Below are 17,046 nucleotides of genomic sequence, written 5' to 3' on the forward strand. Positions count from 1 at the left end.
TATAATATCAACACCCTAGTTTTGTATTAAATAATTAGTTAAAAATTTAATATTAAGGGTTATGAAAAGAATATTAGTTCCAACCGATTTCAATGTAGAAAGCATTAAAACTATTGACGCCATCGCATTACACCCAGGTTTAGAAGAAGTAACCGTTGTCTTTTTGCACGCTTTTAAATTATCCGACTCTATTACTGATATGTTGATGCTAAGTAGAAGAAGCAAAGACTATGAAAAAATTAGTGACGAGTTTAATCAGAAAATAGATGCTTACACTTTTAAGTATCAAAAGAAAGTTAAAGGTATAGGAGTTGAGTTTTTCTACGGAAGCACTACAGCTGCTTTCAGAAACCTAATTGATGGCTTAGAGATTGATTTAGTTGTTTATCCTAAAAATTACAACTTCTCTCCTATCAATAAATACAGTATTGACCCTAAGTACTTAACCGCCCGTTGTGGATGCGAAGTATTAGAGTTAGACACCGAGGTGATTGCTAAAGAAAAAGAGCTTTTCGACACCAAAATACAGCCAGAAAGAGCCGCAGAAGCTGTATCAGCTTAATAATTGTTATTTAAATTAAAAACCCAATATCATGCTGTTACGTAAAAATATACCGATTACCTACATATTTGGGAAAATTAAACAGGAGCTGTTTTTTGTTGTGCTGTACGCAGTAGCGGTAGTTGTCCTGTACCAAAATTTTCATTTCACCAGAATATCCATCCCAATCGCCGTACCAGCTTTACTAGGTACCATTATATCGCTTTTGTTAGCCTTTAGGTCTAATCAAGCCTATGATAGATGGTGGGAGGCCAGGATTTTATGGGGAGCAATTGTAAACGACTCGAGGTCTTTAGCCAGACAGATCATGTCGTTTGTAGACAGTCCGTACGCACCCGAAGAGGTAGAAGCTTTTAAAAACAGGTTTATCAAAAGGCAAATTGCTTGGTGCTATGCGTTAAGCCAATCTTTAAGGGGACACAGTTCTTCTAAGGGTTTGGATAGGTATTTAGATCCAGAAGAGTATGCTTACTTAAAGAAGCAGAACAATGTCACTGTGGCATTGTTAGAACTACACGCTATGGATTTAAAGAAGGCACTTAAAGAAGGTTGGATCAACAAATATCAACAAATTGAGTTGGATAAAACCTTAAATGCACTTTGTAATCACATGGGTGGATGCGAGCGTATCAAGAAAACTATTTTCCCGGTTACGTATAGCAAGTACATCCATATGTCTATTGTGTTGTTCATTATGATGTTGCCATTCGGCTTAATTGAGTATTTCGGTTTTATGGAAATTCCAGTAGTGATTTCTATTTCGGTGTTTTTCCTCCTAGTAGAAAAAATGGCTGTGCATTTACAGGATCCGTTTGAAAACAAACCAACCGACACCCCTACAACTACCATCTGCAGAACAATCGAGAAAGATTTATGCCAGATGCTAGATGACAATAAACTCTTCGAAGACAAAGCTCATGTAGATATGGCCCCAGTAGGATCATACTATATCTTATAGAGGTTAAGATTTTCTTAGTGTTGTTTTTGATTTCAATAGTTAGCCCTTAGCTGTGTAATACAGCGAGGGTTATTTTTTTAATTATCGGCGTATCGCAAATATGGAGATTCATATTTGAATCTACCTGTCGTGTTAATGCACTAGAGATACTATAAATCTGCGTTTATATGCTGCCCTTTCAGGGCGATTGCGTCGCTAATTCATCATAGCCCAAGCCGTTGGCTTAGGCTAACATATGAAAAGGCCTTCAGCCTTTTTGCCATTACAACGAATGGAAAATATTTTAAGTCGATTAAAAATCTAGAGCAACAAATCTGGTTTCCCTGAAGGGGAAAGGTATATCCAAACCCAATGCATGGAGTTGGGTTGTACAGCAACTAAATCTAATACGAAATCTCGCTTCCCTAAAGGCGAAGTATACGCTAACCTAACGCATGGCGTTGGGTTGCTGCAAATCAAAATCAAATAGCCTGAAGGGCTTACATAGTATTAGCTAATCTAGCATAATCGAACTTAGACTTACGAAGTTAGCAACAAATCTAGTTTCCCTGAAGGGGAAGGTATATCCAAACCCAATGCAGGGCGTTGGGTTGTACAGCAACTAAAATATAGCACAAAATATGGCTTCCCTTAAAGTGAAGTATATACTAATCCAACGCATGGCCTTAGGTTGTTGCACCAACATGAAATAGCTTTAAGGGCTTACACATAAAGATGCCTTCAGCCTTTTTACTAATATAACGAATGGAAAATATGGCAACTAAAATATAGTACAAAATATGACTTCCCTCAAAGTGAAGTATATACTAACCCAACGCATGGCTTTAGGTTGTTGCACCAACATGAAATAGCTTTAAGGGCTTACACATAAAGATGCCTTCAGCCTTTTTACTAATATAACGAATGGAAAATATGGCAACTAAAATATAGCACGAAACTAGTTTCCCCGAAGGGGAAGTGTATACTAACCCAACGCATGGCGTTGGGTTGTTGCACACCAATATCAAATAGCCTGAAGGGCTTACATAGTGTTACCAGTCTAAAGGTAATCGACCTTAGACTTACGAAGTTTTTGAAACTTCGTAAGTCTGCGAAGCACAAAAACCTCTCCTCATTGGCTTCAAAAACAAAAAACCCCTTCTGCCAAAGCAAGAAGGAGTTTAATTTTATACTTGGTTTTAAAGAGAGAAAAAACTAAGCGTCTATCTTTGCGTATTTTGCGTTACGCTCAATAAACTCTCTACGTGGTGCTACCTCATCTCCCATTAACATAGAGAAGGTATGGTCACATTCTGCAGCGTTTTCAATAGTTGCCTGCATTAAAGTACGACGAGCCGGATCTAAAGTAGTTTCCCACAATTGCTCTGCGTTCATCTCACCCAAACCTTTGTAACGCTGTACGTGTACGCTATCTTCTTTACCAGCACCTTTTAAGCGCTGGATAGCAGCATCACGCTGTGTATCATTCCAGCAATATTCAAAATCTTTACCTTTTTTAACTTGATAAAGTGGTGGCGCCGCAATGTAAACATAACCAGCCTCGATCAAAGGTTTCATGTAACGGAAGAAGAAAGTTAAAATCAGCGTAGTAATGTGCGAACCGTCGATATCAGCATCCGTCATGATGACGATTTTGTGATAACGAAGCTTAGTTAAGTTCAAAGCTTTATCATCTTCTTCAGTACCAATACTTACACCAAGTGCAGTAAACATATTCTTGATCTCGTCGTTTTCGTAGATTTTATGTTCCATTGCTTTTTCTACGTTCAAGATTTTACCCTTTAACGGAAGAATAGCTTGGTAGTTACGGTCACGACCTTGTTTAGCGGTACCACCCGCCGAGTCTCCCTCTACCAGGAATAACTCACATCTTTCTGGATCACTATCAGAGCAATCGGCCAATTTACCCGGTAAACCAGACCCCCCCATTACGCTCTTACGTTGCACCATTTCACGAGCTTTACGAGCAGCAGCTCTAGCCGTAGCAGCTAAAATCACCTTGTTGATGATCATCTTAGCTTCTTTCGGGTTTTCCTCTAAGTAGTTACCTAAAGCTTCACCTACAGCAACATCTACTGCACCCATTACCTCGCTATTACCTAACTTGGTTTTGGTTTGTCCCTCAAATTGAGGTTCCTGAACTTTTACAGAAACTACTGCGGTTAAGCCTTCTCTAAAGTCATCACCTGTAATTTCCATTTTAAGGTTCTTCAACAAACCAGATTTATCAGCGTATGCTTTTAAAGTACGAGTTAAACCTCTACGGAAACCTGCAATGTGCGTACCACCTTCGTGGGTATTAATATTATTTACATACGAGTGTACGTTCTCAGAATAGCTATCATTGTATTGGAAAGCCAACTCAACCGGAATACCATTTTTAATTCCTTCGATATAAATTGGCTCTGGTAAAAACGATGCTCTTGTTCCATCTAAAAATGCAACAAACTCTTTTAAACCACCATCAGAATGGAAAACCTCCTGAAAGAAAGTACCGTCTTCTAGCACTTCACGCTCGTCGGTTAAAGTTAAGCTAATTCCTTTGTTCAAGAACGCCAACTCACGTAAACGAGCCGCTAAAGTATCATATTTGTACTCTGTAGTTTGTGTAAATATGGTTGGGTCTGGACTAAAAGTTACAATGGTACCTCTTTTATCGGTTGTACCAACTTCCTTTACATCGTACTGCGGCACACCAATTTCGTATTCCTGCATCCAGATTTTGCCCTCGCGGTGCACCTCTGCTTTTAAGTGGGTAGATAAGGCGTTAACACAACTTACACCCACACCGTGCAAACCTCCAGAAACCTTGTAGGTATCTTTATCGAATTTACCACCAGCGTGCAAAACGGTCATTACAATTTCTAATGCCGATTTATTTTCTTTTTTATTGATACCGGTTGGAATACCACGACCGTTATCTTCAACCCTGATAGAGTTGCCTTCTAAAATATTTACATAGATTGTATCAGCATGACCGGCCAAAGCCTCATCAATTGAGTTATCTACAACTTCATAAACTAAATGGTGCAAACCTTTAACGCCGGTATCACCAATATACATCGAAGGACGCTTACGAACAGCCTCTAAACCTTCTAAAACCTGTATATTATCCGCCGAATAATTAGAGTTTGGATTTTTTTCTTCGCTCATATTTAATGTGAAAAATTAAGAATCAAAAATACGCAATTTTTATGGATTTTAGGGTATTGTGGATAACTATTTGGGCACTTTTTAGTCAACAATTTACAGTTCTTAATTGACAGTTAAAACCTCACATCTTAACGAGTTAAGCGGCCAACCAACATTACCACCCCGAAATTATCGGGGTTTCGTTTCTCTCAACTTTCCAACCTTTCAACATTTAAACCGAAGAATTGAATTTGATTTCTATATTTGTTAAAATTTATAAGAACAGAACGATCCTTGTTTGATTAAATATCAAGGCAAGTGTTCCCGTATAATCGGGTTAAACTATCTGACAAATTAATAACAACAAAAAAATAAATGAAACTAAACACAGTAAAATTTAGCGGTTTGGCTACTGCAATCGCTATCGTTTCTATTATGAGCGCTTGCGGAAATAAAGAAACAAAAACAGAAAGTACAGCAGCAAAACCAGCGGTAACCGCAGATGCAGAAAAAGACAAAATCGTTTTCGTTGATTCGGATTCGCTTTTAAACCAATATGAGTACTTCAAAGTACTAAAAACAAAAATGGAATCTAAAGGAAAAGCTGCCGATGCAGATCTTAAAGCAAAAGGTCAGGCTTTTCAACGTGATATGCAACAATACCAAGCACAAGCTAACGGTATGACAGGTGAGCAAAGAGCTGCTACAGAAGAAAGATTAGCTCGTAAACAACAAGAACTACAAGCTTACCAACAAAACGCTGGCGCTGCTTTCCAAAACGAGCAAGCTAAAGAGCAAGAAGCGCTTTATAACAAAGTTGCTGATTACTTAAAAGTGTACGCTAAAGAAAAAGGCTACAAAATGGTTTTAAAATACCAAAAAGGCATGGGCGATATTCTTTTCGCTGACCAAAGCTTAGATGTAACTAGCGAAGTAATTAAAGGCTTAAACGAAGCTTACGCTAAAGAGAAGAAGTAAGAGCTTCAACAATATATTTTAAAGTCTCGCAAATGCGGGACTTTTTTGTTTATAAAATATCTCGCATTACATTTGCTTTAGCAGTTTTATCCGATCCTCATGAATATTGATCAAATTAGAAAAGAAACACAAGGTTGTAACGATAAGATATTTCTTAATAGCGCTGGTTCTTCGTTAATGCCTAAATCTGTATTAGACAAAACCATCAACTATTTAAGGGAAGAGGAACAATTTGGCGGCTATTTCGTTGCCAACAAATACGCTAAACTTATCAGCGAGTTTTACAGGGAAACTGCTAAATTAATTAATACCAAAGAGCAAAATATCGCTTTCGCCACAAACGCTACAGATGCCTATGCAAAGGCCTCATCTAGCATTCCATTTAAAAGCGGTGACAGTATTATCACTACTGATGATGATTACGTTTCAAATCAGATTGCTTTAATTTCGCTAAAAAAGAGGTTAAATATTAAGATCTATAGGGTTAGGAAATTACCTAACCAAGAAATTGATTTGGATGATTTAGAGCTGTTGATTAAAAAACATCAGCCTAAACTCATTGCGATAACCCACATCCCTACCAACTCTGGCTTAGTTCAAAACGTAGAGGCGGTAGGTGAGATATGCCAAACGCAAGATATTTTATACTTGGTAGATGCCTGCCAATCGGTAGGGCAATTAGTTGTTGATGTGCAGCAAATTAAATGCGACTTCCTCACTGCAACGGGCAGAAAATTTTTAAGGGGACCAAGAGGAACTGGCTTCCTTTTCGTATCAGATAAAGCTCTAGGCTTGAAATTAGCTCCATTGCTGTTAGACATGAAAGACGCCAGCTGGACTTCTTTTGATGATTTTGAATTAGGCAAAACTGCTAAAAGGTTTGAATTTTGGGAACAATCTTGTGCGTCAATTATTGGTTTAACTGAAGCGGTCCGTTACGCAAATGAGATTGGTCTATCAAATATTCAAAGCTACAATCAAGTGCTTAGTGGGAACCTTAGAACCCTATTATCCGAAAATTCAGATTTGCGAGTGCTTGATGAAGGAACAAAACTAAGTAGCATAGTTACTTTTCATCATCAAAAGATGAACTTAACCGAACTACAGCAATTACTTTCCAACAACAACATCTATTATTCAGTAAGCCACAAAAGTAGTGCGCTAATAGATTTTACACGCAAAAATGTAGATTGGGCTTTACGTTTTTCTCCGCATTATTTTAACACCAAGGATGAAATTGAAAAAGTAGCAGCAATACTAGCTTAAAAAAGGCAAAGTTAAAAGATAGAAAGAACCTTCAATTTTTGCAGAAAAACAAAGGTTCTTTCGAACATTCTTTAATTTTACCTTTTAACCACTTTCTTACTTTCTATAATATCTTTTCCCTTTAGTTGTATGAAGTAAATTCCCGATGGATAATTGATTAGTGAAATTTTCTTACTTGTTTCAAGTTTATCAAGCTTAATATGCTGTAAAATTTTACCGTTAACATCTATCATCTTAATAGACGTAAAGCCTCCGTTCCCAAGCAGCACATTAATTTCATCATCGGTTGGATTAGGGTGAAGTTTAACATCTAAAGACTTAAGACTGAAACTTACTGTACGAACCCCTAAATCTGCTATCTTACCATCTTTATCTACCTGTAACAATTGATAGTAGTTTATACCATTAAGAGGCTTATCATCGTAAAAAGTGTAGCTATTGGCCATTATTGAGTTTCCTGTACCCTTCTGTTCGCCCAGCCTCACAAACTTGTTATCATCGCCGCTGCGATAAACCTCAAAATGGCTATTGTTAAACTCGCTAGCAGTTTGCCATTGCAACTTGGCTTTGTTGCCATCGGCCTTTGCCGTATAATCTATTAAAGTTACCGGCAATACCACAAGCTCGGCCTGATATTCATAAGCTCCTAAATCTATTACACCACTACTGCTAAAATTGTAAACCCTTGGGTTGCCTGCCAAATCTTTGGTGTTGGCAGTTAAGCCCGTAAACGAACTATTATTTCCTTTGTTGATGACAGGGGAATTGGCTTTCAAGGTGTAATCGCCGTTAGCGGCATCTGTAAAAACATCGTTAATGGTAATGTTCGTAGCGTTGATATTACCGTTGGTGGTGCTAGTTCTTCCTTCAACCAATGAATTGCCATAATTGAAAACAGAATGTTGGACACTTCCAAATATAATGGTATTTCTGAAAAATGGCACGTCAGCAGTCCCTCCAAAAGCAGAAGGACTTGGCGACGTGTTGTTGGCTATTACCGAATTGACAAAGCTTGCTGCATTAGCACCGTCACTCATAAAACCTCCACTATTAGCGGTTGCAGTATTCCCTGTGATGATGATATTTTTGAACACCGATGAGGAATTAGAAATGCTCATTCCCCCTCCTTGATTAGACGTATTGCCTTTAATCACCAAATTACTAAATGTAGGAGAACTGTTATTAATATGTATCCCGCCGCCTGTACCGCTGCCCAACCCTCCGGTAACAGTAAAACCATCTAAAAGAGTGGAAGAATTTAGTCCGTCATTTACACTCCAAATCACGGGTCGTTCGCCTTCTCCATTCAAAACTGAACCTTGCGAATTGGCTGCATTCGGCATTATTCTGTTGTGCGTAAGGTTGGTAATATTATTTTCCGGGTCGAAACCACCGTAGATTTCCACATCATTTTTCATTATAAAACTGCTAGCACCTACATTATAGTTACCTGCTGCTACAAAAACTTTGTTAACTCCTGTGGTGTGGATGGCGTTGTGCAAATCGGCAGTGGCGTTGCTCCAATGGTTTCCGTTGCCAGTTCCTGTAGCGGTTGGTTTCACATAGATAATTCCATTATTATCAGGTAAAAGATTGTGATATTCATAAGCCCCTAAATCTACTACACCGCTACTGCTAAAATTATAAACCCTTGGGTTGCTTGCCAAATCTTTGGCCGTTCCCACGTTGGGGAACGAAGCGTTACTGCCTTTGTTGATGACCGGCGAGTTGACTTTAAGGGTATAATCGCCCCCGGTGGCATTGTTGAAAACATCGTTGATGCTGATGCCCGTAGCATCTATATTGCCATTGGTGGTATTGGTCCGCCCCTCTAACAATGAATTGCTGTAAATGGGATAAAATCCCAAGAAACCTCCAAATATAACCGAGTTTTTAAATGAAGATAACGCAAGGTCATCTGAGAATATGTTAATAGCAGAACCTTCGGATGCTGTATTGTTGGCTATTACACAATTGATAAAGCTTCCGTTAGCATTATCAGCAAAAACCCCTCCGCCATTATAAGTTGCCGTATTGCCTGTAATGATGACATTTTTGAATACAGCTGACGATACTGAAATATGAATTCCCCCTCCTTGATTAGATGTATTGCCTTTAATCACCAAATTGCTAAACGCAGGAGAACTGTTATTTATATGTATTCCGCCACCTATGCCATTGCCATATCCTCCGGTAATGGTAAAACCATCTAAAATGGCAGAAGAATTAAGGGCATCGCCTGCGCACCAAATAACCGGGCGTTCGTTTTTTCCGTTTAAAACACTACCCTGCGAGTTGGAGGCATTGGGCATAATTCTGTTGTGTGTAAGGTTGGTAACGCTATTTGCCGGGTCGAAACCGCCGTAAATTTCCACACCGTTTTTCATTGTAAAGCTGCTCCACTGCGAAACATCGTAATTGCCCACTGCCACAAATACTTTCTGCACCTCGGTAGCGTTTATCGCCGCCTGCAAATTGTCAGTGGCATTGTCCCAACTGTTGCCGCTTCCGTTACCTGCCACAGTTGTTTTTACGTACACAATACCATTGGCATCGGGGGTTTGGGCTATTGCATAAAAGTTAGAGAATAAAAAAGATAATAATAGGAGGAGGAGATTTTTTTTCATCAGCTTTTAAAATTGATGGGCTGAAAATAGCCACCAATACTCCCTTTAAGAGTAAAATAGCCGTAACAAAAGCGTAACAACTAACGTTTACCAGCTTGGTGGTAATGTGCAACACCAATTATTCACATTCAAAGTTTAAACCTCCATACTGTTTAACAAACTCTGAGGGGTATCGTCCAGTGAACCTCCCAATTTCTTGCGAACTCTGTTCCATGTTACACGGACAGCATCGGGAGAAATACCTAAAGCTTGCGCCATTTCTTTATGCGAAAGTTGCAATTTAGACAGCATAAGGTAACGCAGTTCGGCTTCGGTGATGGTTGGAAAATTGGATTTGATATGAGAACTGAACAGCGGGAATATTTTTGCGAAATGCTTTTGGAAATTGATCCAATCATCATCTGTCAATATTTTGGTTAAACGAAGCTCTTCTACAGTATTCTCAAATAACCTCCCATCTTCAGATTCTGAGCTTTTCAACTTCTTCAATTCGTTATTAAAGCGTTCGGCAATTTTGGTTTGTTCATTTATCTTATAGATAAATAAATCGATTTCACTTTGCGCATTTTTAAGCTCAGCCTCTATTTTAAGTTTTGCAATTTCAATGGTTTGTTGTTTCTTCTTTTGTACAAAATAGCCCAGTACAATTAATATCGCTAAACCTATTACAATTACAATTAAAAAATTTCTTTCGTTTATCTTTTTTTGCTTTTCTAAATCAAACTCGGCTCTGCTTAATGCGGCATCTTTTAAGCTTATTTTTTGTTGCGCCCTAAGCACTTTTAATGCATTAAACTTTTCTTGATAGGCTTTTATTGAATTAATCGTAGAATCTAAATATAAACGTGCCAAATTTTCATTGCCATTAGCACCATACCATTTGCTCATTATCGGATATAAATGCTGTAATCGATCTGGCTGGTCAGCATTTGCAATGTTGTTTCTGGCAGTTGATATATAAAACCAAGACTGTTTCATATCGCCTTTGCTCAAAAAAATATCTGCCAATAAAGTAGCTGCGCCGGCAACCGGACCGTAATCGTTTAAAGCAGATGACTTTTTAAAATCATGTTCTAATAATGGAATAGCTTTGCTATATTCTCCAAGATAGTAGTAATTAGCCCCTATATTTCCTTTCGCCAAGTGTATCCAATCTCTTTGAGGCCTAGCAAATCTCGTTTTCACAATCTTATTGAAATAGTAATTAGAAAGATCGTACTTTTTTACTTTTTGATAGCACAAACCTAGCGTGTTTCTAGCCGAGTTGATAAACATGGTATTAAATTCATCTTCGGGAACGTTAATGGCTTTTTTAAAATATTTAATGGCCTTAGCATAATCTTGAAAAAAATAATAAGCCTCACCTATTTTAGACATATCTCTTGGCAATTCGGGATAATCTTTGGCCGACACTCTGTCTAACTCTTTCTCCATCAGCAAGTATTGCTCAAAAGCCAATTCATAGTTCTTCAGCTCAAACCAATAATAATCTGCCAATACCCTAATAGCTCTTATTTTAACATGTAGAATACCCTCATTTTCTGAAACAGTCATAAGCAACTGTAAATCAGAAATATTTTTAGCATTGCGATGTTTTTTGAATTCAATATGGTAATAAACAGTAAATAAATCCATCTCCATTTCCAGCTCCCTATCATTATTCTTTTGTGCAAAAGCTTTAATATCTGCCGTTTTACGAGCTATGGCTTCCGAATCTTTTAAAGCAATGAGTTGAAGGTACAGTTTAGAATAGGCCCCTATCTTTTCCGCATAAGGCTTATGTAGTAGAGCCTCATATTGCGAAAATGCAACAAATGGGTAAAATATAAGAAAGAAGCAAAGAAGATATTTAGGTTTCAAAAAGCTGAAAATTTAGTAACACAACAACTGATTTTCTAAGATACGAAATTATGCTTTTATGCTTTTCCCAAACCTATTAAAACAAAAAAGGACAACGATGATGCTGTCCTTTCATTATTTTATATTTTTCTAACCTTAGCAATGCTGATCAAAAGCTCCAATTAAGTTCTCAGCAATCATTTGTGCTGGTCTGCCTTCTATCTGATGACGCTCGATCATGTGTACCAATTTACCATCTTTAAACAAAGCCATAGCAGGCGATGAAGGAGGGAAAGGCATCATGTATGATCTTGCTCTGTCTACAGCATCTTTTTCCATACCTGCAAAAACAGTTACCAATTTATCAGGGTGTTTCTCGTTAGCCGCAGCCAATTTAGCCGCCGGACGAGCATTTGCAGCAGCACAGCCACAAACTGAATTTACAACTACAAATACAGTTCCCTCACCATTAATGGCAGCATCAACCTCTTCAGCTGTTTTCAATTCATCAAAACCAACATTAGTTAACTCGGCACGCATAGGCGCTACTAAATATTCTGGATACATATCTATTTTTTAAATGTGGCTGCAAAAATAATCATTTTATATAGGTTTTCCAGTTTTTAGCGTTAATACACCTAGTTTTAACAATAAAATGATATTGTGAGCATCAGCTATATATCATTGAAAATCATATATTTGCTTACCAAGCTAAACAAACTAAGAATACCCATGTCTAAACGGAAGGATAAAACTACGATCATCTTTCTTAATAAAAACCAAACTTACAGCAAGCCTTTGCAAGTAAATTCTTACTATTTAAGGCACTGGAAAAAATTTGTTGGCGGTTTGATTGTCTTATTGTGTTCGCTTTTAATTACCATTATGCACTTGGTAAAAAGCAGAGCCGAAGCCAGGCTTTCGAGCGATAATTTGGCACTGCTATTAGAAAAACACAAAAATGAAACCGTACAATTGGATACATCGGCCATTAAGAAACATTATTTATCTATAGATGATAAGCTAAAAACCATTAACAAATACCTTAAAGCAAGGGGCTTAAAACCCATCCCCAAAAGTCAGGGAGGCGAAGAAAGCAGTGAACTGGGTTCTACCGAAGAAATTGGAAGTTTCTACGAAGAATACCTGAAAAGGATGATCCGCTTGGTGGGTTTTACACCGATGGGATACCCACACAAAGGCAGAATTAGCTCTAATTTCGGTCACCGCGAAAATCCATTTACTGGCGAAAGTATTGAGAGCCACAAAGGTTTGGATATTAAGGGAAATCATGGCGAAGCAGTAAAAACTACAGCTAATGGCGTGGTTAAATTTGCGAGCAGAAAGGGTGGTTACGGCAATGTAGTCATTGTTAACCACGGCAATGGCTTCGAAACCTACTACGGACACCTCTCTAAAATTACCGTTAAAGAAGGGCAACGGGTGGCAGCTGGTGATATCATTGGCAAAATTGGTTCTACAGGCAGATCTACTGGGCCGCACCTACATTACGAAGTACACAGAAACGGGAAAATAGTTAATCCAAAATCTTATTTAAGCCTCGAATAATATGTTCAAAAAAAACAAAGACGCAAAATCTTTAGACTTAAACCAGCAAGAAATAAGCACCTTAATTGGTCATGGCTACGAAATCAATGGCGAAATCTCAGGAAAATCTGTGATTAGAATAGATGGGAAAGTAACAGGAAATGTAACTACGGAAGGCGGTTTTATTTTAGGGGACAAGGGCATTGTTATTGGAAATATCAAAACCAAATCGGCCATTATTTATGGTACCGTAACTGGCAATGTACAAGCGGTACAGTTAGAGATAAAAAAAACGGGTGTGGTAAATGGCGATATTAAAACCGAAACCTTAGAGATAGAATTAGGCGCCCAATATAATGGTAAGTTGGAAATGAAACAAATAATTAAATCTGAGGAAAAGGTGTTGAAAGCTGTTTAGATAAGCTTTCTAATTGGCATTAGCTTTACTATTTAACGTAAGTTACGGATATTTTTATTTGACTATCAACACAATAAGTATCATAGAATTTAAAAATGCCGTCATTGCGAGGTACGAAGCAATCCTAAAATTTATGCTCCTGCCATAGTTGTAAGATTGCTTCGTACCTCGCAATGACGGATTAAGCCCCATAATTCACGTTACTTAAGCTATCTCAAATTTTGCCCGTCACGCCATCTCTATTGGAGCACAGCGAAATGGAGAGATCTTTTAACCAACTATTCACAAGGTTCGATACAGTCCTTTTCCCTTGGTTGGTGTTATCACCATTCATTTTTATAGCATTACAGGGTACAGTGCAACACCAGCATAGTCGAAAAAAAAAGCTTCCGAAGATTTTCAGAAGCTTTTTCATTAAAAGTAAATATTATCGATTTTGCATTTGCATCAACCATTCTTTCATCGCATCTTGATCTGTTAGTACCCCAAAACCAAACATGGCTATTAAAGCAATATAAAGCAACAAATAGATAATATTAAGTACCAAACCAATGATGGCACAAATTCTACCCGCGTTTAAATTTTTAAAAGAGCCTTCGGTGTACACAGACGGATTAGCATTGTAAAGTGTCTTATCTTTTTTAGCTAATACCAGCGCTATAATACCTAATATTAAACCAATAACACCATAACAGCAGCAAGTTACGATAGATAAGATACCTAAAACCAATACCGCTGTTGCATTGGGTAGGGCTTGCTGCATACCTCCAAAACCAAAACCTCCACCTTGTGGCTGAAACGGATTACCTTGATTAAAAGATGTGTTAGTTGGTTGCTCTGGCTGCGGATTTGGTTGAGCTTGACCTTCTTGTTCTTCTGACATAGTTTTTTAGAATAATTGTTGGTGATAAACTTTATAAATATAGTTAATAATTACAATTGTGGTAATCAAAATATACATTAGCTTGATAACGAATGCGCCATTTTTAAAATCAAATTTCAGATGCAGCAAAAGAAAAACAATTAGCCCTACAAAAGGGATAGTAGCTGGATAAAGTTTAAATGAATTTACAACATCTCCCCTTAATAAAGCTATTACAGAACGCTGAAAGCCACAGCCTGGACAATCTAAACCCGTTAATTGCTTAAATGGGCAAGAAAGCAGATGTGTCTCTAACCAATGGACCAAGCCCTTGCTTTCCGTTAGCACAATCAAAGTAAATAGTACCAATGCACTTTTCATTCGGCACTAAAATATAAATTACCTATTAATTTATGTCGAGCTATTTACTAAATTGCATGAATAAAGAAACAAGATTAAAGCTAAAAGTCTAAAGCAACACTTCCAAACATAAATAACGAACCTTATCCCGATTTAACTACCGTTAATCCATAAACAATGAAACGACTGATATTACTTGCCTTACCTCTACTTGCATTACAAGTACAAGCTCAAAAACCAGAAGACACCGAATTTTACAAGCCAGTGCCTCCAAAAGTGACACCTGGTCATACATTTTCTGACGCTCCTTCAGATGCGTTTATCCTTTTCGATGGAAAAAATTTAGACCAGTGGGTATCGGTAAAAGACAACACCAAGCCAGCACAATGGACAGTTGCCGATGGCGCTTTTACCGTTAAAAAAGGAACTGGGAATATTCAAACCAAGAAATCATTCTTAAACTATCAATTACACTTAGAATGGAAAATTCCAGCCAACATTACCGGCACAGGACAGGTACGAGGAAATAGTGGTCTATTCCTGGCTTCAACCGGAGGTGGCGATAGTGGTTATGAACTGCAGATTTTAGACAATTACAATAATGACACTTATGTAAACGGCCAAGCGGGTAGTATTTACAAACAATTTATCCCGCTTGCAACGGCCAATAAAAAACCCGGCGAGTGGCAAACTTATGATGTAATTTGGACTGCGCCTACTTTTAACACAGATGGCTCATTGAAGTCTCCGGCAAGGGTTACTGCTTTCTTTAATGGAGTACTGGTGCAAAACAACATTACCTTAGAAGGACCAACACAGTACATAGGCAAAGCATCTTATAAAAAAGCACATGGCGCCACTCCAATTAAACTGCAAGACCACGGCGACCCAAGCGAGCCAATTAGTTTTAGAAATATTTGGATTAGAGAGTTGTAGCATAAACTGAAGTAAATCCTAGAATTTAAATGAGCTTTTGATATAGAGAGCCGTAGGTTTAAAGCCTACGGCTGTAATTATCTTCTTTTCCTTAAGCAATAGCCTATTACAATGATGGCCAGCAGTGGCAATAGATAAACCCACCAGGCTAGTGTTAATTTATGTTTTTCTGTTTGCTTTATCTCTGTTTTGGTAGTTGTAAGCTCTCCGTAATCTTGCTTCTCTAATGAAAGGCTAGCTTGTTGCTGGCTCTGTTCATGTTTATTATTACTGGTTTTACTACTATACCATAGTAAGCTATCTAACTGTCCGCTAAAGTTGCCGTCGCTAAACTGCACTTCTCCTCTTGGATAAAGCCTTAACCATTGTTTATGGTTAACACTAGCGCTATCCCAACGCCAAACTGTGCTGCTATCGTAGCCCCGCTTCTCTTTTTGATCAGTTACTTGCATATGGTTGCTGGCAAAGGTTTGGTTCAAAGATTTTTGCTTAACACCGCAGCCAAAGCATAGTAATAGTGTAAGATACATATACCACTTCATTTTACACCCCCTTCCTCTGGCAGCCAACTGGCATAGCTGTGTATTGTTCGGATATGCCGCAGCTTGCGGTAGACACCGTCTCCTTCCCTACTCCCAGCTAAATTGGTATTGCCTTCTATGGCGTAAACCCAACTGCCTTTTTGTTTTTCTACGATACCAACATGGGCAATCCTTCTTTTCTCTGGAAAGTAGATACCGAATACTGCGGCTGGTTTTGCAGCAGTTAACATCTTTGATTTTGGAAAAAGGCTTGGGCTCCAAGCGGTACGGGGCTGCCTAAAGCCAGCTTGGCCAAAAATCCAGCTCACAAAAGCTGCGCACCAAGGCTCACCTTTTTTATTGCCTGTGTAATACAGATATTTTTCTACTTGTGGGCCGTCATTTGCTCCAGTAACTTCGCGGACGCCAATCTGTGATTTTGCTATACTCAAAATGTTTTTTTGGCTGTTTAACAGATTGCTATCAGTGCTCCTATAGCCGAGCAAAGCAATAAAGCATAGCAGGCCACATAAATTAAATATTGTTCCCATAGGTTTAATAAGTTAAAGTGATTAGTGAGTTGGTTAATTGCTGGCATACCCATTTGCGATAGCAGCAAACGAAAGATGTGATAGGCACTGAACAAAGCTAAGAGCCAACAGCTGAAGGCTAGTAGAACTACGTGAAGGATGCCGAAATCGACTAGTCCTATGGCTAGGTTCAGTGTACTTACAATAAAAGGCATTGCCAGCCAAATGATAATGCTTAGGGAAAGGATGTGCCAAAATCGTATTGGCAACGGTTTCCATTGGCTATTGAGATAGTAAATAAGTGTTTTCATGATTTTAAAGGTTTTAGTTTTTTTTTACTGTGTTTATTGTTTTCGTCTCCCGATGCAAATCGGGACGTAAACTGGTAATAGATATTTTTCCGCTCTTGCCGCGGTGGCATCTTCATTTTGTCTTGATACAAAACGAAGCAAAAAATCAAGGCTGAATTGCCTTCCTTGTACTAGACTAGCAAAACTTTTTCAGCGAAA

General features: G+C 38.2%; 16 protein-coding genes. 7 read left to right on the top strand and 9 right to left on the bottom strand.

Features of this window, described 5'->3' with window-relative positions; all coding sequences use genetic code 11:
• Positions 1-61: 61 nt before the first annotated feature.
• Together REI64_RS10580 and REI64_RS10585 are read left to right on the top strand one after the other, a co-directional pair.
• Complete coding sequence (locus REI64_RS10580; protein WP_308850089.1) at positions 62-562, top strand: hypothetical protein; 501 nt, start codon at positions 62-64, stop codon at positions 560-562.
• A gap of 31 nt (positions 563-593) precedes the next feature.
• Entirely contained in the window at positions 594-1,520 is a 927-nt protein-coding gene (locus tag REI64_RS10585) for a bestrophin family ion channel (protein WP_308850090.1), read from the top strand.
• A gap of 1,194 nt (positions 1,521-2,714) precedes the next feature.
• Here REI64_RS10585 and gyrB read toward each other — a convergent pair.
• Positions 2,715-4,673 (bottom strand): DNA topoisomerase (ATP-hydrolyzing) subunit B, encoded by a 1,959-nt coding sequence (gene gyrB / locus REI64_RS10590; RefSeq protein ID WP_308850091.1) that lies wholly within the window; start codon positions 4,671-4,673, stop codon positions 2,715-2,717.
• Between the two features lie 354 nt (positions 4,674-5,027).
• Here gyrB and REI64_RS10595 point away from each other — a divergent pair, with 354 nt between their 5' ends.
• Positions 5,028-5,630 carry an OmpH family outer membrane protein gene (locus REI64_RS10595; RefSeq protein ID WP_308850092.1) on the top strand — a complete coding sequence of 201 codons (603 nt, stop codon included), beginning with the start codon at positions 5,028-5,030 and terminating at the stop codon, positions 5,628-5,630.
• A 99-nt stretch (positions 5,631-5,729) separates the two neighbouring features.
• Positions 5,730-6,896 carry an aminotransferase class V-fold PLP-dependent enzyme gene (locus tag REI64_RS10600; protein WP_308850093.1) on the top strand — a complete coding sequence of 389 codons (1,167 nt, stop codon included), beginning with the start codon at positions 5,730-5,732 and terminating at the stop codon, positions 6,894-6,896.
• Positions 6,897-6,973: 77 nt separating this feature from the next.
• Here REI64_RS10600 and REI64_RS10605 read toward each other — a convergent pair whose 3' ends face one another.
• The 3 genes from REI64_RS10605 to REI64_RS10615 form a co-directional block, all read right to left on the bottom strand.
• Positions 6,974-9,523: a choice-of-anchor Q domain-containing protein gene (locus REI64_RS10605; protein WP_308850094.1), complete on the bottom strand. Its 2,550-nt coding sequence runs from the start codon at positions 9,521-9,523 to the stop codon at positions 6,974-6,976.
• A gap of 135 nt (positions 9,524-9,658) precedes the next feature.
• A complete protein-coding gene (locus REI64_RS10610; protein WP_308850095.1) occupies positions 9,659-11,383 on the bottom strand; it encodes a helix-turn-helix transcriptional regulator in 1,725 nt (574 codons plus the stop codon).
• Between the two features lie 135 nt (positions 11,384-11,518).
• Positions 11,519-11,929 carry a BrxA/BrxB family bacilliredoxin gene (locus REI64_RS10615; protein WP_308850096.1) on the bottom strand — a complete coding sequence of 137 codons (411 nt, stop codon included), beginning with the start codon at positions 11,927-11,929 and terminating at the stop codon, positions 11,519-11,521.
• A 165-nt stretch (positions 11,930-12,094) separates the two neighbouring features.
• On the opposite strand from REI64_RS10615, the gene REI64_RS10620 reads away from it, so the two are divergent.
• The gene (locus REI64_RS10620) at positions 12,095-12,931 is read left to right on the top strand and encodes a M23 family metallopeptidase (protein ID WP_308850097.1); all 837 of its coding nucleotides are present in this window, start codon (positions 12,095-12,097) and stop codon (positions 12,929-12,931) included.
• Between the two features lies 1 nt (position 12,932).
• Positions 12,933-13,328 carry a polymer-forming cytoskeletal protein gene (locus REI64_RS10625; RefSeq protein WP_308850098.1) on the top strand — a complete coding sequence of 132 codons (396 nt, stop codon included), beginning with the start codon at positions 12,933-12,935 and terminating at the stop codon, positions 13,326-13,328.
• 427 nt (positions 13,329-13,755) lie between these two features.
• Here REI64_RS10625 and REI64_RS10630 read toward each other — a convergent pair whose 3' ends face one another.
• On the bottom strand, positions 13,756-14,211 hold the full coding sequence (locus REI64_RS10630; RefSeq protein WP_308850099.1) for a CCC motif membrane protein: 456 nt from the start codon (positions 14,209-14,211) through the stop codon (positions 13,756-13,758).
• Between the two features lie 6 nt (positions 14,212-14,217).
• The gene (locus REI64_RS10635) at positions 14,218-14,571 is read right to left on the bottom strand and encodes a DUF2752 domain-containing protein (protein WP_308850100.1); all 354 of its coding nucleotides are present in this window, start codon (positions 14,569-14,571) and stop codon (positions 14,218-14,220) included.
• Positions 14,572-14,727: 156 nt separating this feature from the next.
• On the opposite strand from REI64_RS10635, the gene REI64_RS10640 reads away from it, so the two are divergent.
• Positions 14,728-15,486 carry a DUF1080 domain-containing protein gene (locus REI64_RS10640; RefSeq protein ID WP_308850101.1) on the top strand — a complete coding sequence of 253 codons (759 nt, stop codon included), beginning with the start codon at positions 14,728-14,730 and terminating at the stop codon, positions 15,484-15,486.
• 77 nt (positions 15,487-15,563) lie between these two features.
• Here the strand turns inward: REI64_RS10640 and REI64_RS10645 are convergent, their stop codons facing one another.
• Genes REI64_RS10645 through REI64_RS10655 form a run of 3 tightly spaced genes read right to left on the bottom strand, consistent with a single transcriptional unit; the run spans position 15,564 to position 16,848 of the window.
• The gene (locus REI64_RS10645) at positions 15,564-16,016 is read right to left on the bottom strand and encodes a hypothetical protein (RefSeq protein ID WP_308850102.1); all 453 of its coding nucleotides are present in this window, start codon (positions 16,014-16,016) and stop codon (positions 15,564-15,566) included.
• Positions 16,017-16,024: 8 nt separating this feature from the next.
• Positions 16,025-16,459: a CHAP domain-containing protein gene (locus tag REI64_RS10650; protein WP_308850103.1), complete on the bottom strand. Its 435-nt coding sequence runs from the start codon at positions 16,457-16,459 to the stop codon at positions 16,025-16,027.
• A 17-nt stretch (positions 16,460-16,476) separates the two neighbouring features.
• On the bottom strand, positions 16,477-16,848 hold the full coding sequence (locus REI64_RS10655) for a hypothetical protein (RefSeq protein ID WP_308850104.1): 372 nt from the start codon (positions 16,846-16,848) through the stop codon (positions 16,477-16,479).
• Positions 16,849-17,046 lie beyond the last annotated feature (198 nt).

Origin of the sequence: Pedobacter sp. (genome assembly GCF_031119335.1) — a bacterium.
GTDB lineage: Bacteria > Bacteroidota > Bacteroidia > Sphingobacteriales > Sphingobacteriaceae > Pedobacter.